The 20,929-nt window shown below is 40.7% G+C and carries 18 protein-coding genes; 6 read left to right on the top strand and 12 right to left on the bottom strand.

Annotated elements, in window-relative coordinates; translation table 11 throughout:
* Nucleotides 1–30: 30 nt before the first annotated feature.
* Both MSKOL_RS18225 and MSKOL_RS18220 read right to left on the bottom strand, forming a co-directional pair.
* Nucleotides 31–543, bottom strand: coding sequence for a DUF6398 domain-containing protein (locus tag MSKOL_RS18225; RefSeq protein ID WP_048158019.1), 513 nt, complete (start codon nucleotides 541–543; stop codon nucleotides 31–33).
* A gap of 155 nt (nucleotides 544–698) precedes the next feature.
* Nucleotides 699–1,385 carry a hypothetical protein gene (locus MSKOL_RS18220; protein WP_048158018.1) on the bottom strand — a complete coding sequence of 229 codons (687 nt, stop codon included), beginning with the start codon at nucleotides 1,383–1,385 and terminating at the stop codon, nucleotides 699–701.
* Between the two features lie 315 nt (nucleotides 1,386–1,700).
* On the opposite strand from MSKOL_RS18220, the gene MSKOL_RS18210 reads away from it, so the two are divergent.
* From MSKOL_RS18210 to MSKOL_RS18200, 3 genes are all read left to right on the top strand, one after another.
* Nucleotides 1,701–3,743 carry a class I SAM-dependent DNA methyltransferase gene (locus tag MSKOL_RS18210; RefSeq protein ID WP_048158016.1) on the top strand — a complete coding sequence of 681 codons (2,043 nt, stop codon included), beginning with the start codon at nucleotides 1,701–1,703 and terminating at the stop codon, nucleotides 3,741–3,743.
* Complete coding sequence (locus MSKOL_RS18205) at nucleotides 3,740–5,131, top strand: restriction endonuclease subunit S (RefSeq protein WP_082091196.1); 1,392 nt, start codon at nucleotides 3,740–3,742, stop codon at nucleotides 5,129–5,131. The genes MSKOL_RS18210 and MSKOL_RS18205 overlap by 4 nt, the downstream gene beginning before the upstream one ends.
* A gap of 113 nt (nucleotides 5,132–5,244) precedes the next feature.
* Entirely contained in the window at nucleotides 5,245–8,142 is a 2,898-nt protein-coding gene (locus MSKOL_RS18200) for a type I restriction endonuclease subunit R (RefSeq protein WP_082091195.1), read from the top strand.
* A gap of 204 nt (nucleotides 8,143–8,346) precedes the next feature.
* On the opposite strand, the gene MSKOL_RS19630 is transcribed toward MSKOL_RS18200, so the two are convergent.
* The 5 genes from MSKOL_RS19630 to MSKOL_RS18180 form a co-directional block, all read right to left on the bottom strand.
* A complete protein-coding gene (locus tag MSKOL_RS19630; RefSeq protein ID WP_082091194.1) occupies nucleotides 8,347–8,754 on the bottom strand; it encodes a hypothetical protein in 408 nt (135 codons plus the stop codon).
* A gap of 72 nt (nucleotides 8,755–8,826) precedes the next feature.
* A complete protein-coding gene (locus MSKOL_RS20580; RefSeq protein WP_156151143.1) occupies nucleotides 8,827–9,003 on the bottom strand; it encodes a hypothetical protein in 177 nt (58 codons plus the stop codon).
* 120 nt (nucleotides 9,004–9,123) lie between these two features.
* Complete coding sequence (locus MSKOL_RS18190) at nucleotides 9,124–9,921, bottom strand: hypothetical protein (RefSeq protein WP_231592313.1); 798 nt, start codon at nucleotides 9,919–9,921, stop codon at nucleotides 9,124–9,126.
* A 1-nt stretch (nucleotide 9,922) separates the two neighbouring features.
* Nucleotides 9,923–10,636: a hypothetical protein gene (locus tag MSKOL_RS18185; protein ID WP_156151142.1), complete on the bottom strand. Its 714-nt coding sequence runs from the start codon at nucleotides 10,634–10,636 to the stop codon at nucleotides 9,923–9,925.
* 319 nt (nucleotides 10,637–10,955) lie between these two features.
* On the bottom strand, nucleotides 10,956–11,366 hold the full coding sequence (locus MSKOL_RS18180) for a hypothetical protein (RefSeq protein WP_048158013.1): 411 nt from the start codon (nucleotides 11,364–11,366) through the stop codon (nucleotides 10,956–10,958).
* Nucleotides 11,367–11,471: 105 nt separating this feature from the next.
* Here MSKOL_RS18180 and MSKOL_RS18175 point away from each other — a divergent pair, with 105 nt between their 5' ends.
* Nucleotides 11,472–11,720: a hypothetical protein gene (locus tag MSKOL_RS18175; RefSeq protein ID WP_052725607.1), complete on the top strand. Its 249-nt coding sequence runs from the start codon at nucleotides 11,472–11,474 to the stop codon at nucleotides 11,718–11,720.
* Here the strand turns inward: MSKOL_RS18175 and argS are convergent.
* From argS to MSKOL_RS18150, 4 genes are all read right to left on the bottom strand, one after another.
* Nucleotides 11,713–13,422, bottom strand: a complete 1,710-nt coding sequence (argS, locus tag MSKOL_RS18170) for an arginine--tRNA ligase (protein WP_048158012.1) — start codon at nucleotides 13,420–13,422, stop codon at nucleotides 11,713–11,715. The genes MSKOL_RS18175 and argS overlap by 8 nt on opposite strands.
* Before the next feature lie 318 nt (nucleotides 13,423–13,740).
* Nucleotides 13,741–14,988 (bottom strand): peptide chain release factor aRF-1, encoded by a 1,248-nt coding sequence (gene prf1 / locus MSKOL_RS18165; RefSeq protein WP_048158011.1) that lies wholly within the window; start codon nucleotides 14,986–14,988, stop codon nucleotides 13,741–13,743.
* A gap of 777 nt (nucleotides 14,989–15,765) precedes the next feature.
* Nucleotides 15,766–16,794: a 4-demethylwyosine synthase TYW1 gene (gene twy1 / locus MSKOL_RS18155; RefSeq protein ID WP_048158009.1), complete on the bottom strand. Its 1,029-nt coding sequence runs from the start codon at nucleotides 16,792–16,794 to the stop codon at nucleotides 15,766–15,768.
* Nucleotides 16,795–17,018: 224 nt separating this feature from the next.
* Complete coding sequence (locus MSKOL_RS18150) at nucleotides 17,019–18,068, bottom strand: metallophosphoesterase (RefSeq protein ID WP_048158008.1); 1,050 nt, start codon at nucleotides 18,066–18,068, stop codon at nucleotides 17,019–17,021.
* A gap of 124 nt (nucleotides 18,069–18,192) precedes the next feature.
* Between MSKOL_RS18150 and MSKOL_RS18145 the strand changes: the two genes are divergently transcribed.
* Nucleotides 18,193–18,672, top strand: coding sequence for a hypothetical protein (locus MSKOL_RS18145; protein ID WP_048158007.1), 480 nt, complete (start codon nucleotides 18,193–18,195; stop codon nucleotides 18,670–18,672).
* 50 nt (nucleotides 18,673–18,722) lie between these two features.
* Nucleotides 18,723–19,226 (top strand): VTT domain-containing protein, encoded by a 504-nt coding sequence (locus MSKOL_RS18140; protein WP_231592312.1) that lies wholly within the window; start codon nucleotides 18,723–18,725, stop codon nucleotides 19,224–19,226.
* 72 nt (nucleotides 19,227–19,298) lie between these two features.
* On the opposite strand, the gene MSKOL_RS18135 is transcribed toward MSKOL_RS18140, so the two are convergent.
* Nucleotides 19,299–20,849 carry a HEAT repeat domain-containing protein gene (locus tag MSKOL_RS18135; protein ID WP_048158006.1) on the bottom strand — a complete coding sequence of 517 codons (1,551 nt, stop codon included), beginning with the start codon at nucleotides 20,847–20,849 and terminating at the stop codon, nucleotides 19,299–19,301.
* Nucleotides 20,850–20,929 lie beyond the last annotated feature (80 nt).

The following is a 20,929-nucleotide window of genomic DNA, read 5'->3' as shown; positions in this document are numbered from 1 at the left end:
AGTTGACGAAATGGGAAATGGGATCTGAACTCATTTTTCTTCAGTTTCAAGATCTTCGTCTTCCGGTTCAAGTTCTTTCCGCAACTTTACTTCTCTGTTCTCCAACATTTTCATAAAAGTAGAAATCGGGACAATGAGCCCATTGACCATTACGAAGTCATTAAAAGGATTCTCATTTTGCACCCTTTCTGTAGAGAACTCATCATCAAAATGTCTTATTTTGAACATATCGCGGATTTTCTGTGCTTTTTGATAGGTTGTGCTCTGGCTTGTCCCAAAATAATCACAGAGATCAGTAGCACTTACATAGGGCTCAAAACTTCTGTCAAAAAGAAAATTGATCTGTCCAAGCGCATAAATCACCGCAGCAGCCCAAATATCCAGCCTTCCGGAAAGAAAAGGTACCTGCCTTTTCCGGCTCATTTTATTGATTAGTTTTTGACACAGCATTTTATAGTCTTCATCAAGGTAGCTGTCTGCAAATCCGTCTGTCATCTGGATAAGAGTGTCTTTCTTTTGTTGCACAAGTTCGCGGTTGGCCATAGTTTATCCTCTAAATCTCAAATAATATAAATTATACTTTATAGCTTGTGACTATTCAGTTTACAAATAATCAGTTGATTGATACCAGTGGTGAAAAAGAGTATTATGTAGCATGATGAAATTTTTTAAAAAAAGATTTTTCAACCAAATATCAATTAAGGATACATGTTCCCGCTTTCCAGAACCCTCCAGTTGTTCCCTGTTTTTGCAAGCAGGAGGCAAATAGTCCAACCTACCTTGCACATGGAACTGATTTTTTCTGAAACAAGCACAGGCCCAATATTTTTCCCGTCCGAATAACTCTCAAACCAGAGTTTTCCGGTTTTAATTTCGGTAATAATGAAGAAATCATCCCGAGTTTCAGAATAATTTTTAACAGAATGAGACAGAGCATAAAGGCACAACAAATCAGAAACTTCCTCAGCCACTGGCATATCAACCTTGAGCCTCTTGACAAGCAAATTCAAAGCTTCATAATTGTCATGGCTCATGTAGGCCTTCTCATGCATCCACTTTACCAGTTTGTGCATGACTTTACCCATAGTTTCCAGAAAGGTCTTACTGGTCAATACATTCCTGATCATGAAATGACCGAGAAAGTCCTTGATTTCCAGAGAACTGATGTATTCGGGGCCGAATACTGCACAGTATCTCTTACCTTCCTCTTCATAAAATTCATTCAGGCGAATCTGATCTATTTCACTCAAATATTTGTGAGCCCAGCCGTTGAGGTATTCTTCAAAATAATAAATCGCATCTTCATACCCCGAATAGGTTTTAGAACTCAGGCGGGCCCACTGTTCAAAAAGAAATTCATCCAAAACTTCCTCAATGGTCTTCATAGAATTCAAATTCAATTTATCCGTACTGGTTTTTCAAGTTATGGGTGGTCTCAACTACATTACAAGCAGTTGACTAAATTGTAGGAAGTTTAAAATGAAAGTAAAGCTATAATGCTAGTTGATAGCAGTCAAAGTATCCAGAATATTGTATTAAATCGTTTTTCGCCTTTAATCATTTATTCCACTTTCTTGCAAGCGGCATTTCCCTTGATAAAGAAAAAAACGAAATACAAAAGAAAGTGCTACCACCAGAAACCAGACCAAATGAAAAAGCAGTTTATAGATAAAGAAAAATAATAAAAAGGGTGATCCAGTTTGAATAATTTTCAGGAAAAAACGAGTTTTATCTGGTCAGTTGCAGATGAAGTCTTAAGGGACGACTTCAAGAGGGGAGAATACCCTGATGTGATCCTTCCATTCACGGTTTTGAGGCGGCTTGACTGCGTACTTGCGCCTACAAAAGATAAAGTCCTTGAGTATGACAAAAAACTGGAAGGAAAAATTGAGAACAAGGATGGTGCACTACGTCATGCTTCAGGTTACAGTTTTTACAATACATCACCTTATGATTTTGAAAAACTCCTTGCAGCTCCAACCAGCATTGGCCAGAACCTCCGCGCCTATATTAATGGTTTTTCGGAAAACATGCGAGAGGTTATAGACAAGTTCAAACTCTGGGGAACCATTGACACGCTGGAAGAAAAAGGCCTGTTGTTCCTTTTAATCCAGAAGTTTGCAAACGTTGACCTGCATCCCGACGCTGTCAGCAACCATGAAATGGGCTACATATTTGAAGAGCTGATCCGTAAGTTCAATGAGCAGACGAATGAAAACCCGGGCGAGCACTTTACCCCGAGAGAGGTAATACGGCTGATGGTGAACTTACTGTTAAGCCAGGACCAGGAAAAGCTTGCCCAGAACCACATTGTCAGAACGGTTTACGATCCTGCCTGCGGTACAGGTGGAATGCTGACAATTGCAAAAGAGCATATTCTTGACCACATTAACCCCAATGCAAATATCAAGCTCTTTGGCCAGGAAGTAAACGATAAGACCTTTGCAATCTCCAAATCCGATATGCTGATTAAAGGCGACGACAAAGACGCCGACAATATTAAGCCTGACTCTTCCTTTTCAAAAGACGGCCATGCAGTAGAAACCTTTGATTATATCCTCTCAAATCCCCCCTACGGCAAAGACTGGAAAAAAGAGGAGGATTTCATTGAAAAAGAGGCAAAGAAAGGCTATGAAGGCCGTTTCGGAGCCGGACTTCCAAGAAAAAGCGACGGCCAGCTTCTTTTTGTCCAGCACATGATTTCCAAGATGAAGCCCCTTGAAGAAGGCGGCTCAAGAATCGCTATCGTCATGAATGGATCGCCCCTCTTTACAGGCGATGCAGGTTCAGGTGAAAGTGAGATCCGCCGCTGGATCATTGAAAAAGACTGGCTCGAAGCTATTGTGGCCCTTCCAAACCAGCTTTTCTACAACACAGGCATTAACACCTATATCTGGATTATCACAAACCGCAAGGATGAACAGCGCAGAGGCAAAGTCCAGCTTATAAATGCTGCCGATTTCTACGTAAAAATGCGAAAGAGCCTCGGCGACAAGCGCAATGAGATCTCTCCTTCCCAGATCGAAGAGATCACAAAGCTTCATACCGATTTCAAAGAGAACGAGTTTGTAAATATTTTCGATAATGAGGACTTCGGTTACAGGAAAATTACAGTCGAACGCCCCTCGCGCCTGAACTTCCAGGCCTCTTCCGAAAGAATAGCCCGCTTAAAAGAACAGTCAGCTTTCCAGAACCTTGCTGTCAGCAAAAAGAAAAAAGACCTTCAGGAAAAAGCCAGGGAGGAAGCTGAAGGTAGAAAATCCCAGGAAGAGATCATAAATGCCCTTTCCGGCATGGATGCAAGCATTTTCTACACAGACCGGGACCAGTTCGAAAAAGCTCTGAACGCAGCCCTGAAAAAAGCAGGCCTGACACCTGCCGCAGCAGTAAAAAAGGCGATCTTTGAAGCTCTTTCCGAAAGAGACGAAAACGCCGAGACCTGTAAAGATAAAAAAGGTAATAAAGAAGCCGATTCCCAGCTTAGGGACACTGAAAATGTTTCCCTGAAAGAGGATATTTACGCTTACTTTGAAAGAGAAGTCAAGCCGCATGTTCCGGATGCCTGGATTGATGAAACCACCCGCGACCCAAAAGACGGAAAGGTCGGAAAAGTCGGGTATGATCTGAATTTCAACCGCTACTTCTACAAATATGAGCCTCCAAGATCACTTGAAGATATTGAAGCTGATATCAATAAGCTGGAAAATGAAATTCTAGAACTATTAAGGGATGTGGCGGAATGAGTGCGCTTGTGGGAGGAGTCAATGAGAGTATCGAAGTGAAAAACGGCCAGGAAAAATATGATGTAAAGCTGGGTATTCGTGAGTGGAAACGCTATCCCGAGTATAAGAATTCAGGGGTGGAATGGATTGGGGAGATTCCAAAAGAATGGGAAGTAAAACCATTAAAATTTGCTTCTGAATTAAATCCTGAAGCTCTTCCCGAAAATACTGATCCTGATTATATTTTGAAGTACATAGATATAGGTAATGTTTCACTAGGAACTTTAGTTTCTGAACCAACAGAAATGAAGTTCTGTAATTCACCTTCAAGAGCAAGGAAAATTGTGAAAAACGGCGACATTATAATATCCACTGTGAGAACTTACTTAAAGGCAATTCTTCTAATTACAAATCCAGATCCAAATCTCATCGTTTCAACGGGTTTTGCTGTAATAAGATCATCTCTGTTCAATAATCCAAAATATCTGTACTATGCTGTAAGATCAACTAATTTTATAGAAGCAGTAATGGCCCATTCTGAAGGCATAGGATATCCAGCCATTAATACATCGGTTCTTGGGAAATTGCCAATTTTGATTACTTCTTCCATAGAACAACAAGCTATAGTAAACTTCCTCGACCGCGAAACCTCCAAAATCAATACCTTAATCGAAAAAAAGCAACGTTTAATTGAACTTTTAGAAGAAAAACGCTCTGCCCTGATAAGCCATGCAGTAACAAAAGGGCTTGATCCTGATGTGAAGATGAAAGATTCAGAAGTCGAGTGGATTGGAGAAATACCTGAAAACTGGAATGCAATAAAAATAAAACGGCTGTGCCAAGTCAAAAGAGGAGCATCTCCTCGGCCCATTGACAACCCAATTTATTTTGATGACGATGGAGAGTACTCATGGGTTAGAATTTCAGATGTCACGGCTAGTAATAAATACTTGAGAGTAACAGAACAAAAATTATCCCTTTTAGGCCAAAGTAAGAGCATTTGCCTTGAACCGGGAAGTTTATTCTTAAGTATTGCGGGTTCAGTAGGAAAACCAATAATCACAAAAATCAAATGCTGCATACATGATGGTTTTGTATATTTTGAAGGATCGAAACAAAATTCAGAATACCTTTTCTATTTGTTTTCTTGCAGCGAAATGTATAAAGGGTTAGGTAAACTTGGAACCCAACTTAACCTAAATACAGATACGATTGGAGATATCAGAGTACCTGTTCCATTTCCAAAAGAGCAAGAAGAAATTGCCAACTTCCTCGACTGTGAAACTGAAAAAATTGATACATTTATAAATAAGATAAGCGCGCAGATAGAAAAACTGAAAGAGTACCGCACTGCTCTGATCTCTGCGGCTGTCACTGGAAAAATTGATGTGCGGGAGGAAGTTGCATAATCGATACGTCTGAAAAGGATTTTGAAGAGAGCATTGAAAGGAGCCTGCTTGAAGACGGATATCTGAAGCGGAAATCTGAGAATTATGACAGGGAACTTTGCCTGGACACGGAAATGCTCTTTGACTTTTTGAGGACTACACAGCCTGAGACATGGGACGAATTTAAAAAACGCAGAGGACCGAGGCATAGGGAACTTTTTCTGGAAAGGCTTCAGAAACAGATTGATAGACGCGGAGTGCTTGACCTTCTGCGGAAAGGGATTAAGGACAGTGGGTGCCATTTCAAGCTCGCTTATTTCAAGCCGGAAAGTGATCTTAATGAAGAACACAGGCGGCTTTACAATGGGAATATCTTTTCTGTAGTGCGGCAGCTTCATTACAGTAAAAAGGAACCTTTGCTTTCCCTAGATCTTGCGCTTTTTTTGAATGGGTTTCCGGTAGTTACAGCAGAACTTAAAAATCCCCTGAAGGAGCAGAACGTTCAGGATGCAGTAAAACAGTACAGGGATACCAGAAACCAGAACGAGCCTCTCTTTAAGCTGGGACGTTGTTTTGCTCATTTTGCGGTTGACCCTGACCTTGTTTTCATGACTACGGAACTGAAAGGGAGTTCTACGGATTTCCTGCCGTTTAACAGGGGAAGAAACGGAGGAGCTGGGAATCCTGACAATCCGAACGGGTACAGGACTTTTTACCTCTGGAAGCGGGTCTGGCAGAAAGACCAGATGCTTGAGATAATCCAGAATTTCCTGCAGTTCGTAAAGGAAGAAAAGGAAGGAAAAGCCGGAAAGGACGGAAAAGATGGAACGGACTGGAAAGAAAAGAAAATTAGCCAAAAATTCATTTTCCCGCGCTATCACCAGCTATATTCCGTAAAAAAGCTAGTTGCACATGCTAAATATCACGGTACAGGTCATAATTACCTTATTCAGCACAGCGCGGGAAGCGGGAAGAGCAATACCATAGCCTGGCTCTGTTTGCAGCTATGTGGGCTGCATGATACCGAAAACAAGCGGGTTTTTGACTCAATTATCGTTGTTACGGACCGAAGAGTGCTTGACAGGCAGCTCCAGGACACCATCACACAGTTCGAACATGTCAAGGGCACAGTTGCAACCATCAAAAAAGACAAAGCAAAAAGCCTAACAGCCGCACTTCAGGAAGGAAAGGACATCATCATCTGCACACTTCAGACTTTTCCCTTTGCCGTAGATGCGCTCAGTGAGATGCCGGGAAAGCACTTTGCCGTAGTCGTAGATGAAGCCCATTCTTCCCAGAGCGGGGAAGGGGCAGACAGCGTAAAAAAGATCCTGGGATCTGCTGATCTCGAAAATGATGAGCAGGAAGAAGAACCGGAAGATGACGAAGACCTTGTAAACCAGAGAGTGGAGGCAGAACTAAAGCACAAAGGCAGGCTTCCCAATGTCAGTTTCTTTGCCTTTACTGCAACCCCGAAAACCAAAACCCTTGAACTCTTCGGCACCCAGCAGCCTGACGGGAGCTATGAGCCTTTTAGCCTCTACACCATGAAGCAGGCAATTGAGGAAAAATTCATCCTGGACGTGCTTGAAAATTACACTACCTTTAAAGTCTATTTCAACCTGCTCAAAACAATAGAAGACGACCCCAGGTACAGCAAAAAGAAAGGCATGCACCTCCTCAAAGCTTATGTGGACAACCATGACCACTCTATAAGGACAAAAACGGCCATCATTGTCGAGGACTTCCGTGAAAAGGTCATGAATAGAATTGACGGGCAGGCAAAGGCAATGCTTGTCACAAAATCCAGGGCAAGCGCAGTCAGATATAAACTGGCTTTTGACAGGTACATAAAAACCCATGAATATCCTTTCAAAGCCCTTGTAGCTTTTTCAGGTACGGTTCAGGATAGGGAGACCGGCAGAGAATTTACGGAAACAGGCATGAACGGTTTTTCGGAAAGCCAGACCGCAGAAGTTTTCAAGCGGGAAGAATACCGCATCCTGATAGTGGCCAATAAATTCCAGACCGGCTTTAACCAGCCTTTATTGTACGCAATGTATGTGGATAAAAGGCTCGGGGGCGTAAATGCTGTCCAGACTTTAAGCCGTTTGAACCGTAAATATACAAACAAAGAAGATACAATGGTCCTGGACTTTGAAAATGAAGCAGACCTTATTCAGCGGAGTTTTCAGCCCTACTACGAAAAAACCCTTCTCACTGAAGCAACTGACCCCAATAAGCTCTATGATTTTGAATATGAGCTTAAAGAATACCATATTTTTGAAGAAGAAGATGTAGAAACCTTTGCCAGGGAATATTTCTCACCAAAAGGCAAGCAAGAAAAGCTTCATTCCATACTTTCCCCGGTTGTTGACCGCTACCTCGCAAAACCAAAAGAGAAACAGCATGATTTCAGAACGCTGGCTAAAAGATATGTAAGGCTCTATTCCTACCTTTCTCATGTAATCCCCTTCAAAGACGTTGATTTGGAAAAACTTTACCAGTTTTTGCGGCACCTGCACAGGAAACTTCCAGTTTCAAGAGACCGCCTTCCTGTGGAAATTACTGAAAACATAAACATGGATTCTTACCGTATTCAGCAGACCAGCAGTGGAAAAATAGCTCTTGCGGACGAGGACGGAAAGCTCGGCCCTAGCCGGGAACCCGAAAACTTCAGTGAACCTGAAGAAGAAATCACACCCCTCTCCATAATTATTCAGGAAATAAATGAAAGATTTGGAGATATTGATTTTACAGACGCAGACAAACTAAGATACTTTTCAGAAGATATGGAGCGTCGTCTTGTAGAAAACGAAAACCTTGCGCGGGCTGCAAATCCGAAAATAAACACAAAGGACAACTTCAAACTTATCTATAACGAATACTTTGACGATGTTCTGAACGATATGATAGATTCAAACTTTGATCTCTACACCAAAATCAATGATGATAGAGATTTTGGTGATATATTTAAGAGAGCTCTATTTGATAGTGTTTACAGGTATTTGACTGGAGAACAGAAAAAATAAGACTGAAAAGAGCAAGAAAGACTGAAAAAAGGCAAAAAACAAGATAAAGTGAAAAAAGTGAGACAAAGCAAAAAAGAGTGAAAGAAGTAAGAAAAGGCAAAAAAGAGTGAAAAAGAGAAGAAAAAGCAAAAAAGGATCAGAAAGTCAGTATTCAGTAATAGGATACACAACCGTACTATCAATTACCTTCCACACACTTCCTGTCTACCCTATCCAGAGCACTACAGTCCAGCCGGTCTTGCACATGGAACTGATTCCTTCGGAAACGAGAGCAGGCCCTGTAAGTTTTCCTGGGCCCATTAAATCCTCAAGCCACAATTTTCCGGGCTCGATTTTTTTGATGGTGAAGCGGCTTTTCAGCTCTTCCGTGTATTTTCCATGTGGAGACTTTGCAGCATATTCAGACATCAGGCCATTTACTTCTACCGCTAGCGGGAGGTCGGCCTTGAGTTCTTTTACCCTCCTGTCCATTATTTTGTAATCACCGTCAGCCAGATATCCTTTCTCGTGCAGCCACTTAACCAGTTTGTGCATAACCCTTCCCACAATAGCCAGAAAGTTTTTACTGGCTTCAACTCTCAAAACCATAAAAAGGCCGAGAAAAGACTCCATTTCCTTGAGTCCAAGCTGACTGGGGCCAAAGATCTCACAATATTCCTTTCCTTTGCCTTCAGACAGCTCTTCTTATCTCTCCAGTTCCGTCTCTGTCAGATTTTCAGATCCATAGCCATTGAGATAACGCTCGAAATAGTTGATCGCAAGTTTACTTCCTGAATAGGTCTGAGGCTTCAGGACGCTCTGCTGCTCAGCCAGAAATTCCTGAAAAACTTTCTGTAGAGTCTTTTCTTTCGTACTTTTCATGGCATTTCCTATTTACAATCTTTTAATTAAACTAAAGTAAATCATCGATCTTAAAAATTGGTATGAAGAACTCATATTGGCTCTTTATAGGCCGTTAGAATACAAAACTGGACTTTCTTCTCATCGGGGCAGTACATTCCCACTTTCGAGAATCCTCCAGATCTTTCCTATTTTTGCAACCCAGAGGGACACCGTCCAGCCAACTTTGCACTTTGAACTGATTTCCTCAGAAACGACAACCGGCCCGACGCGTTTTCCTGATTCCAGGTAGTCTTCAAGCCAGAGCTTTCCAGGCTCGATTTTTACGATATCGAAATATGCATCAAGGTCACTGGTATACCGGGTTTCAACCGGATGTCGCTCTACATAATCACAGATCAGGTCAGTAACTTCTCCAACTAACGGGAGGGCGGTTTTGAGTTCTTTTACGTTTTCAGTCGCTTCTTCATATTCTTTATCAGGCATGTAACCTTTTTCATGCAGCCATTTGACCAGTTTATACATGACCCTGCCTGTTGTTTCCATAAGGGTCCTGCTGCCTGCAACCTTTCTGACCATGAAATCGGCCAGAAAATCAGAGATTTCCGAAGAGCGAAGGTGTTCAGGGCCAAAAATGTCCCAGAACTGCTTGTCTTCGGAAGCTTCAAGTTTTTCATATCTTTCAGTCTCAGCCCTATTCAAGTGCTGATGCCCGAAGTTATTGAGATATGTCCTGAAAAAAGAAATTGCCTCTTCATATCCAGAATAGGTTTTAGAGCTCAGGCGGGCTTCCTGTTCAGCCAGAAATTCCCTCAGAATTTCATGAATTGACCTACTGACTGTTGTTTTCTTTTTATCGACCTTACCTCCCGTTCTTTGATATTCTTTTTCTTTTAAAAATCCCGGAGATATCCAATAATTCCAGAAAGTGTCGAGCATTTCAATAAGGGCAGCGGGACGAAACTCCCTCTACATATACTATCTGCCAGAAGTCCCTGACTTTTACTATTCCGAAATTAAGGTACCAGCCTGTCTTTGCCAGCGAACTCACTTCTTCCGAAACCTTAACAGGCCCGATTTCGATGTAAGGGTCCAGATAATCCTCTACCCATAACTTTCCGGGTTCGACTCTCCTGATCTCAAAATCTCCCTCTTTCCACTCTGGACTCTCCTCAGCCGGATGTGCGTCCACATAATCGCAGAGCAAACTGCCAAATTTCTGAACTTGAGAAGCAGTCTTTTTCCCTTTTTTTCTTATATTCCCTACAACCTCAGCAAGTTCACTATAATGCTCTGGATCAAGGTAGTCTTTTTCATAAGCCCAGGGCAGAAATTTACGGAAAAAACGCCGCGAAGTTTCAACGAAAGCCGCGCTCCCTCCAAAATCATTAATTAGATAATCCTCAAGGAAATATTCAATATCTAAAGGCACAATATACTCAAGGTCAAAAATCTGGCAGTATTCTTTATGCTCGTTCTTATGCTTCTCTTCATAGAGTGCCTGATCCTCTTCATAAAGGTCATCAGAAGCACAAACATCGAGATATTCCTCAAAAAGAGAGATTAAATTTTCATAGTCCCGATGTGTCCTGGGACTCAACTCTCTTTTTTGCTCTTTTAAAAATTCCCGAAAAGCTTCATCTATCGTTTTCATGGCAGTTCTATAAGAGAATTGTTTTTCCAATTTTTCAAGATTTTGCCCTGCTTTTGAGAGTTTCCGGCCTACTCTCCTTCCAAGGATAAATAACTTCAAAATGTTTGATAAATAAACGAAATAAATGGAATCAGCAGAATTAACGGGATTTACAAAATAAGCAAAAAAGGAAAAGGACTACCTGAAAACAGGTTTTTCAGGCCTCTATTTCAGAAAAAGTTTCTTCAACACATTGTTTACTGTCTCGTCAACCCCCAAGGATTTAACGATTCTGAATAATTGCGATTGGTTTTTTCGACATTTTGCTAGTTACGCAACATCAGTACCTTTTCTTATATTTCCTGAGAACTTCGCTGTTTACTTCTAAAGCCTTCTCGTCAATGTAACCTTTTTCCTGAGCCCATTCAAAGAATTTTTCAATGACTTTCGCGGCTGTACCTATAAACTTCTTGCCTCCTCCTACCTCAACTACATAATCATCGAGGAATTCTTTAATTCCTGATGGGGTGAGATGCTCAGGGCCGAAAATGTCGCAGTAACTCCTGTTCTCGTTTTCGTGTCGGGCATTATAAAGTTCCCTGTCTTCTTCAGAAAAAGAATCTTCTGCACTGAATTCAAGGAATTCCTCGTAAAGAAGGATCACATCTTCAAGGTCCAGGAAGGTATCAGGTTTCAAGTTGCCTTCCTGTTCATTCAAGAACATCCGAAAAGCTTCGTTTATCGTTGTCATAATATCCTGCAGCAGTACTTGTAAATTATCCTTTTTGCTGCAAAAGATTTTATATTTTTCTCAAGGCCTTCTGTACAGGATTGGAGAACTGATTTTCAATAGCCAGTGTCTCTAGAAGGTGCCCAGGAAGTATTAAACTCGTACATCCACATAAATAGCAAAACAAAAAGTAAGACTGAAGAAAAAAAGAAAGGAAAGATCGAGGAGAAAATAGAAAAAAAGAGGGGAAAAAGAGGGGAAAAAGAGGGGAAAAAGGACAGATCGAGGAGAAAAAAGGAACAAGAGGGGAAAACGAAAAAAAAGAAAAAGAAAGATAAAGAAAGAAAAAGGGGAACAAGAAAAATATTTACATAGATTCGGGAGCTGCAATTCCAAGCGTGTCAAGCGAGTTTGCAAGCACAATCCTTGCGCAGTTCACAAGAGCCAGTCTTGAAGCCCTGACTTTTTCGTCCTCGGCAGCAATTACAGGGACAAAGCGGTAGAACTGGTTAAAAGCATCTGCCAGTTCGCGGGCGTAGATTGCAAGCACATGAGGCTTGAGTTCGCGGGCTGCAAGGTCGATTATGCTGTCAAATGACGCCATCTTCTTGATAAGATCGATTTCAGTATCTTCAACAAGCAGAGAAGAATCTATTTCTGCCGAGGGGTCCCAGGCTGCTTCTTCTTTTGCTTTCTCGAGAATACTGCAGGCGCGGGCATGGGAGTATTGGATATAAGGGGCACCCTGCTTCTCAAAGTCCAGTGCCTCTTTCCAGTTGAAAACCGTAGACTTTTCAGGGGAGACTCTTACTATATCGTATCTTACAGCACCAATTCCGACCATTTCCGCAACCTGCTTCTTGAACTCTTCAGAGGTTTCAGGACGGCGGGTTTCGACCTGTTCAAGGGCAGCTTCCGTAACTCTGTCAAATAGATCATCTGCACTTATGAACTGCCCACGGCGGGTACTCATTGAACCTTCAGGGAGGGAGACAAACTCGAAGATAACAACCTCAGGTTCCTTGATCCCGATTGAGTTCAGCGTAGCCCTTAGCTGGCCTGAAATCAGCTTGTGGTCAGCTCCGAAGACATCGATTATGCGGTCTGCCTGGCCGGCTTTCCATTCATGGTAAGCAAGATCTCTGGTTGTGTAAAGAGAAGTGCCGTTTGAACGCTGGATAACAAGGGTTTTTTTAAACCCGTAGTCCGAAAGGTCTACTACGAGGGCACCTTTGTCTATTTTTGTCCTTCCGGTTGCTTTGATCCGCTCGACAATATCATGTACTGCGCCGGATTTAAGGAAAGTTGATTCACTGACAAATTTATCATGGACAACATTTAAACGAAGTAAGGTCTCCTTGATCCCGGAAACCGCCAGAGAAACTGCCTTGTAAAAACTGTCGATTGTCTTGACATCCCCTATTTCTACCTTTTCCATCAGAGCGTCGATTTCCTTTACATACTCCGGGTTTTTATCCAGCTCGACATTGGCTTTGATATACACATCAGCAATGGCAGAGTCGGATTTTCTGGAAAGGTCAAGCTCAAAACGTTCGCACGCCCAGGAAACTACTGCAATCTGGCGGCCCATATCGTTGACATAATACTGTACTTCCACGTCATATCCTGCTCTTCTGAGAATGCGGGCAAGAGTGTCTCCGATAATGGAGTTTCGGATGTGGCCTACATGCAGGGGACCATTCGGGTTTGCTGAGGTGTGCTCAAGTAAAATTTTATCCTTTGGAGCTCCACAGCCAAATTTCTCCTTCTCTTTAAGGACTGTAGTAACCGTTATGTCCAGATAGCGCCTGCTAGCATGGAAGTTAATGTAAGGGCCAGCAGCACTTACTTCTCCTATGTACGAACCATCCGGAATTTCAACTGCAGAAACAATACGGGCTGCTAATTCTTTCGGGTTTTGCCTGTACAGACTTGCCAGTCTGAAAGCGGCCCTGCTTGCGAGGTCAGCGTAAGATGAGGTTTCGAAATAAAGTTCGGAATCTTCAATTTCAAGTCCGGCCTTTTGGATAGCGTCTTTTAAGATTGATGTAGCCTGAGCTTTTAGTTCCAGGAACAAGATAAATCACCTGTAAAAACTACGAAAACAATGTGATAGCCTTGAGTTTACTAAGTTTAATTTACTGAGTTTACTTTGCTGAGTTTAATTTCCTGAGTTTAATTTTGGTTCACTAATCCCACTTTACTAAATTTTATTCGCTAAACTTAATTTAACAGTTTTAATTCACTAAATTTGATTTACGGATTTTAATTCAATAGCTTTAATTTACTAATTTTGATCCAGTGATCTAAGGACGGTTTAATTAAAAAAGTATTGGGTAAAAATTATTGGACGAAAAATATTGATGGGAAGTATTTGATAGGAGTCAGAGTGAAATCAGACTCCAGTACTGTACCTGAGAATTGCAGCAATGCCTCCGAAAGCATTCATAAGTTGCGAGCCTTCGTCAAAGTCTGTAGACACGAAAATAACTTTTGCATTGCTTTTGTCAGCAAGGGCTGAGAGCTCGTCAACGATGTCGGTAACATCCGTAACTTCAAGGGAAGCTCCACAGTTCGGGCAGTTCCCGGCTGTAGGTGCAGATTCTCCGGGTTTCCAGCGCCGTGTCCACTTATTTTCATATCCGCAAACACTGCACTTCGTGGTTACCCTTTCAGCCCGCAGATCTTCGGAAAGCAGGAGCATTTCCACAGAATTGATTTCAAGGTTTGCCCGTACCTGAGTTTCCCCATAGGCTACTTTGCCTGAGTCGGAAATAAGTTCTTTGAAGAAGGCCCTGACAGCGTTCTTCTGTCCCATGAGCTCAAGATCCTGGAGCTTATCTGCGGCAGCATTCACAAGTTCCGAGAGCCCTGATTCGTCAGTGTAAGCCGTATCAAAGAGCCCAAGGATCTTTCTCATAAGTTCGTGGTGCAGAAATTCCCCGGCGTAGAACTCTTCCTTTGTAGGAGAAGGACCTCCTATCAGGATACCTTTGAGATCTTTAGGCTCAACGGCGAGGAAAATATCATCTGCGGCGTCTCCTATCCTCTTATAGAAATCATGGATAGCAATTAACCTGAGCTGCTGGAAACGATGAGAACTCTGACCACCTTTCCTCTGTTTTCCCGGAACTGTTGAGGTAAGATTGCGGAAAGCCTGAATCCTTTTTCCGACAAGAAGCCCTACTGTAGCTTCTCTTCGGTCAAGCACCAGAAGCCCAAAGGTGCCTTTATCCTTGAGCATTTCCTCTAAGGGTTCAAGAAAGAAAGAGGAGTCGCAATGATATTTATAGACAGTAATGGGTTCCGGGGGGATAATTACTTCGCTCTCCATGTTTGTCTTGTTAGCCCCGATATCCACGGCTCCTGTGAAATAAACGATCCCGTTTTCAGGAACCTTGTTAAGATATCTAAGCCTTGAAAGAAGAGATTCAATGGCTCCCTGTACATTAGTCCTGGTAAGTTTGGACTTAATATTTGCCGCCTGTCCGTGTTCGTCTTTCAACTGGTTTGTAACATCAAAAATCTGCTTGTCAGCAGGGATATAAAGAGAAATTAATTCAGTGCTTCTTCCTTTTTTGTCCCTCAGGCTTTCAAGCTTCTTTTTAAATTCGTACTTTTCGTGTGCAGATTGTTCAGCCATTTTAAATGTTCCCCGTAAAGATAATAGCAAAATTTTGGTATTTTTGGCAGGTTTGAGGTTGAATCCTTTATTAAATTTGAGATTGTCTTTTCGATCTGGATTGATAAATTTGAGGCAGATTAATCTAGACTATTTAATAAAGTTGAGTTATAAAATTAACTTCAACTGCTGAGTTAACTTGAGCTATTGAGCGCGTTGAAGTTTTCAATGAATTGGTTAGCCTTTTTGAAACTATCGAATTTGAAAACACATTTAAGAATTTTAATTTTATTAAGAATTTTAATTTCATTCCAAATGTGTTATCTTAGTAATTTTTATTCCCCAGTTTGTCGTTCGTTTAGCTTTTCGGTTAGTTTAACAAGGGTGACAGAGGATTTGATAATGGCAAATTACACAGCGAGCCCCATCTCACCGAAAGCTGAATGTAAAAACCGCTCTGAACACAAGAAACTAAGAGTAAGAGTACGCTGCCAGAAGAACCGACACTTCGAATCCGGGAAAGACACTCAGAAATTCCGGAAAAAGACGGCTCCTTTGCTACGTAAACTTTTCCTATTTCGTGCTCTGTTGATATCACTAGATGTGAGACATAATTTTACTCAAACTGTATATAAACTATAAAACTGGATAAATCCATGCTGGAGTTATACCCCTAAATGAAACATGAGTTTATATTTGTTTCTATCCCCAAACGTATTTTATATATCAATTAATATATAAAAACCATGCTGTGTTTCCACATTGGATGTTACTGGTACTAAGATCAAAAACTTGAATTTAGTCAGGGCAGGAAACTCTTTTGACAGGAGATTTTCTCCCATCCTTTGATAACAAGACTACTCTGCTGATTTCAGATTCATCTGCGATTTCATATCCAAGATGTTTTGCAAGTTCCTGTGAGAACTCGAGGACCTCTTCATGAGTAGGCATTGCAGAGCGGTCAAGCCTGAGTCTTGAGAAGCCCAGATGCATATATGCTTTTATCTCCACAAAGTCAGGGGAGGCTTTTTCCATTAGCCTGGCATAAGCCTCAGGCTTGAACAGGTTTTCACCTTTCACAAGGGTTGTTCGGATGACTGTCCTTGATTTTTTCTGCTTCATCAGGGACAGAGATTCATTGATCTTTTCCCATAGAGCAGGCGACCTGGGTTGGCAGACTTTCAGGTAAGTCTCAATATCTGGAGCATCAAGACTCATATAGAGCTGGGAAGGGGAAACCTTTGCAAGCATTTCGGGGACTGTGCCGTTTGTGACAAGAAAAGTCGTAAAACCTCTTTTTTCGTACTCCTCGATAAGTTCAGGGAGATAAGGGTAAAAGGTTGGTTCTCCAGACAGGGAAATTGCAACATTATTCGGCTCATTGCCCTCAAGCCAGCGTTCCTTCAGTGCATTAGGAGAACCACCAAAGCCGGTAATTAGCTTACGCTGGCAGGCAATACTTTCTTCTACTATCTTTTCAGGTGAATCCCATTCCTCGGGCGCAGGAACAGGGACCTCAGTCGGACGCCAGCAAAAAAGACAGCGCTGGTTGCACATAAGTGTTGGAGTCATCTGAAGGCAGCGATGAGACTGAACTCCATAGAATTTCGATTTATAGCAAAAGCCCTGGCCATTCATAGCGTGCCTTAGCCAGAGACAGGTCTTAACAGCTGAGTGGCGGCCTGCCAGAGCATAGCCCTGTTTTTTCAGGAGAGTTTTTAAATCAGGGATGTCAAAAGGAAGCAAAGCAGTATCTTCCCCCCTGTTTTTTTCCGGAACGTCGGGGAAATCTTCCCAGGTATTTTCTTTTTTTTCTTCCAGCGGCATTTTCCGCATATTAAATCTTTGTGGTATATATAAGGATCGGAAAATAATTTTGGAGAGGGCTTCAGCGATCAAGTTAAAATCGAATAAACCTCAAGGCAGTGCACCAAAATTCTGTAAAGATAGAAGCTAAGACGAGAAAATGCATAGTTTTTGTAGTAAAAATATGCGTCAATAAAAAAGATAACTCTGTTCAATCTCTGACATATCACTCTACATACTTCATTTTATGTAAAAGCTTCAATACATTCGATATTACCAGAGCCACGCCATGTCATGATATATGCCCCGCTCTCATCTAGGTATAGAAACGTATTTGCATAACACATTATTCCATTATATTCTATGTCTGACCCAACCCAGCACCCGCTATTAAGAAATAATTTCTTCCCTGTTTCTGTCTTTAGCTCATAAGAGCTTGCAAAATGAGTATGACCGAAAACAACAACATCTGCATCTATAGTTTCCCTGTTTTTCTGGTAATACTTATCTTTAATGACTTGTTCTACAGTCTTATCCCTAGGTTTCGTGGAGTTGTAAATTATTCCTTGAGTATTGGCAACAATACCAGGAATCGAACTCAATGCAAAAAAGCCAATAATCATAGCCCAACTCAGATTATCAAAAAAATCAGGTTGTGGAAATTCTCTCATTAAAAAGTATTTATCACAAATTAACAAGCCTAAAAATATAGCAAAATTTGCTTTCCAGTATTTTTTAGTAAATTTGACATTGAAAAGATCTTGGAACCAATTAATGGGATTCCAGATTCTATTGACATGCTTTAAAATAGCTTGATTTTTATCAAATTGATGACCATGGAGAAAAAAATATGATTTGTTTCCAATTTTAATACCGTGTGCTTTACCAGATTTCTTATCTTTTTTAGGATAATGCCTATTGTAAATAACAATTTTTTTTCCATTATTTAAAACATCAAAATCACCCTTTCCTTCAAGTTCGCCCAAAGAATCGTCATGGTTGCCAACTACATATATTTTGTCGCAATTAATATTAGTAAGTAAATAAAAAGGCTTCATAACATCTTTTATAATGTTATTTCTGTCACTATTCTTTGGATTCCACAAATCCAAGATATCCCCTAAGAGAATTATTTTATCAGGAGTTTTAATTGTTATTTTTTTATCCTTGCATTTTATAACCTCAGACTGTTTTTCCAAGCCATGCACCCACTCAAGGAAATCACAAAAATCTTTATGATTGCATTCCCCGTTGCCTAAATGTACATCTGAGATAACTATATAAGCTTGCTTCATTTGAGAATTCATTAGATTACTGAAATAAATAATAATCTCAAGACAATTGTTTGGGCATCCATTGTAATCTAATTAATGTTTTGAGACACTGAGTTTATATAAATGGTACAATTAACTGAATCTAATGGCCGAAAAAATAAAAAAATACTTAAAAATTGCTTTTTATACTTTTTTGACCTTTTCTCTACTCACTTTTATATTCGGTTTCTTGATATTTTCAAACCCATTATTCATGAATTTATTTGCGAATTCATTGATTAAATTTAATGACATAGATTCTGGCACAGTAAATTTTCAAGCCTATTCAAAAGAAGAATTTGCATCTGAATTTTTTAATATTTCACTAACCCCAGAAGACGATTTTATAAAGCTTTTTGAAAGTCACTATGGGACAGAAAACAAAAAAGAAAGAATATTCATGATCACTTATGATATCCAGGATCCTAACGATAAGTCTAGGTATACGATTTATGGAATCAATAAGTACATGAATCTGGTCTATAAAAACACTCGGCAACTGGACTTATCAGATCCAAAACACAAGCGGATTAAACTTCACAGATCTGAAGGTGAACGACATACAGGAGAATGGGGCTTCAAATGAATTTTAAAAAGATCACTTTTTACCTGTGGATAATTATTATTCTCGGAGGTATGACTACATACCTATTATTTCCAGAAAAATTAAGCTTTTCATTCCTGGAAGAAACCGCTGCAAATTATCCTGTTGAAACTCCTATAATTTATTACCTTCTCCTTTCATTTCAAAGAGTGGTATTTATGCCCTCACCACTTATACTTGTAGGGACACTCATATTCAATCCAATTAAATTATTTGTAGTAAACATGGCTGGTGTAATGACCTCTGCTACAATAGTATATTATTTCTCCAGATACCTTGAATGCGACGTTTATCTTGAAACAAAGTACAGTAAATATACCCATAAAATGAAATCCAAACTCGTGGATAAAGAACTCCCTTTGATTGTTGGATGGAGTTTTTTTCCTATGGTTCCCACAAATTTGATCGTCTACATTGTGTCCAGCCTAAGAATAAATGTATTCAAGTGTCTCCTTGGGGTTTTCATAGGAGAATCTATAATTAATGCTTTTTATATAATTACAGCCACGATGCTTATAAAAGGCAGTTTATCATAAGTAATTTCAGCATCTTAATAATGATTCTTGGCAACAAATACCTTGATATTATACTTGAATCATTCCTTAAAGTTACTTATAAGCCTCAATAAGAGGCGTAACTGCCCTCTGATCCCCAATTTCAATAAGAATTAAGGCTGTTTCAGCTCTAATTTTCTTGTCTTCCGTTTTCAAATTTTCTATAAGGGGACCAACAGCCAGTTCCCCCTGATCTATGAGAGCTTCTCTTGCGATAGCCCCAAATTCTTCATCTCCCAGTTTTCCTACAAGCATTCCTACAGTTTCCTGGTCTCTTGTTTTGCTGAGTGCAAGAAAAGTCGCGTTTCTAATATTTGCATCCATAGTTTCGTCAGCAAACGTCTGTTTGAGCGTTTCTACAGCTTTTGGATCTTTTATATTCCCCAGGGCTGAAGCTGCCGCTGTTCTGACTTCAAGCTCTTCTTCTTTATCGGTAATTATGCCGATTAAAATTTCACTAGAGTTAGTGCTCCCTATTTCTCCAAGGGCAAGGATGACGCTTTTTCGGACATCAGGGTTTGCATTCAAGGAAGTACTCTTTTGCCCTTCTGTACTCTTTCCGGTTTTCAGGATTTCTATTAGGGGTTCTACTGCGGTCTCGTTTCCTATTTCTCCGAGTGCAAGAGCCGCACTACTTCTTACTTTGATTCTCTGGTCTCTCAGCCTATCTATAATATAGGGTACTGAATTTTCGTCCCCTATCCTCGCAAGCGCAATTGCGGAGCTGCCTTTAACATATTCGTTATCGCCATCTTTCATTTCTTTTCTTAGAACTTCTACTGCCCTTTCATCCCCGATCTTTCCAAGTGCAATTGCTGCACTGGCTTGTACTGGCGGATAATCTTTCGTTAGAATTCCAATTATGGGATTTACTGCCGCTTCTTCTCTCATTTCTCCAAGAGCCATCATAGCTGCAACTCTTGTGCTTCCTTTATTGCTTTTAAGAGCTTTAAGAAGTTTTTCGGTTTCACTTCCTGGTTCTTCAGGTCCAAAGTCTGAAAGCGCAAAAGGAACATAGATACTTGAATTCTGTGTTTCTGATTTAAGAGCCCTCTCAAAAGCGTTTGTTTCTCCCCTGTCCCCCGCCCTGGCTGAGTCCATAGCAATGGAATCTGCAATGTACTTTCTTGTGGTTGTATCTTTTGCTTCTATGGCCTGCAGGGTGTCTTCTGAGGTCCCTTGTTTCCATTCTTCAGCTTTGCTCTCGTTTGTGGCATTATTCGAAGCCCCAATTTTCTCAAAGTTTTCGGAAAGGATATTTTCTGCCCTGTCATCTCCGGTTTCAAGAAGTGCGAGAAGCATGTAACTGTTTATTTCTTCCGAACTCGAATTATTTGACGCTATTTTGTCAACAAGATTATTTGCCGCAGGCCTGCCAATCTCCCCAAGTTCAGCTGCAGCATTCAGTCTCGCTTCATGATTGTCGGCTTCCAGCCTATTTGTGAGATTTATGATTGAATTGTTTAAACTCCCAGTTCCGGTTTGTGTGTATGTTCCATTTCCACTGAATTCCATAAACCTATCACTATTTGCAAGAAGTGAAAAAAATATAGAAAGAGTGATAAGCGCAAATAAAAGAGAGACTCTCCATCTAACTCCGGACATTACACTATCTTTTTTTTTATTGTTTATATCACTTTCTCTCTTTATTTATACAGACAACGCGGACTTATAAGGAGGACTTA

This window comes from Methanosarcina sp. Kolksee, assembly GCF_000969945.1.
Taxonomy (GTDB): Archaea; Halobacteriota; Methanosarcinia; order Methanosarcinales; family Methanosarcinaceae; genus Methanosarcina; species Methanosarcina vacuolata.
This window is presented reverse-complemented; position numbering and strand designations above follow the sequence as displayed.

Bases quoted from the DNA above. Each gene is read 5' to 3' on its own strand.
- MSKOL_RS18225 (WP_048158019.1), bottom strand. From the start codon at position 543: ATGGCCAACCGCGAACTTGTGCAACAAAAGAAAGACACTCTTATCCAG.
- MSKOL_RS18220 (WP_048158018.1), bottom strand. From the start codon at position 1,385: ATGAAGACCATTGAGGAAGTTTTGGATGAATTTCTTTTTGAACAGTGG.
- MSKOL_RS18205 (WP_082091196.1), top strand. From the start codon at position 3,740: ATGAGTGCGCTTGTGGGAGGAGTCAATGAGAGTATCGAAGTGAAAAAC.
- MSKOL_RS18200 (WP_082091195.1), top strand. From the start codon at position 5,245: ATGCTCTTTGACTTTTTGAGGACTACACAGCCTGAGACATGGGACGAA.
- MSKOL_RS19630 (WP_082091194.1), bottom strand. From the start codon at position 8,754: ATGGAGTCTTTTCTCGGCCTTTTTATGGTTTTGAGAGTTGAAGCCAGT.
- MSKOL_RS20580 (WP_156151143.1), bottom strand. From the start codon at position 9,003: ATGAAAAGTACGAAAGAAAAGACTCTACAGAAAGTTTTTCAGGAATTT.
- MSKOL_RS18190 (WP_231592313.1), bottom strand. From the start codon at position 9,921: ATGCTCGACACTTTCTGGAATTATTGGATATCTCCGGGATTTTTAAAA.
- MSKOL_RS18185 (WP_156151142.1), bottom strand. From the start codon at position 10,636: ATGAAAACGATAGATGAAGCTTTTCGGGAATTTTTAAAAGAGCAAAAA.
- MSKOL_RS18180 (WP_048158013.1), bottom strand. From the start codon at position 11,366: ATGACAACGATAAACGAAGCTTTTCGGATGTTCTTGAATGAACAGGAA.
- prf1 (WP_048158011.1), bottom strand. From the start codon at position 14,988: ATGGCTGAACAATCTGCACACGAAAAGTACGAATTTAAAAAGAAGCTT.
- twy1 (WP_048158009.1), bottom strand. From the start codon at position 16,794: ATGCCGCTGGAAGAAAAAAAAGAAAATACCTGGGAAGATTTCCCCGAC.
- MSKOL_RS18150 (WP_048158008.1), bottom strand. From the start codon at position 18,068: ATGAAGCAAGCTTATATAGTTATCTCAGATGTACATTTAGGCAACGGG.
- MSKOL_RS18145 (WP_048158007.1), top strand. From the start codon at position 18,193: ATGGCCGAAAAAATAAAAAAATACTTAAAAATTGCTTTTTATACTTTT.
- MSKOL_RS18140 (WP_231592312.1), top strand. From the start codon at position 18,723: ATGACTACATACCTATTATTTCCAGAAAAATTAAGCTTTTCATTCCTG.
- MSKOL_RS18135 (WP_048158006.1), bottom strand. From the start codon at position 20,849: ATGTCCGGAGTTAGATGGAGAGTCTCTCTTTTATTTGCGCTTATCACT.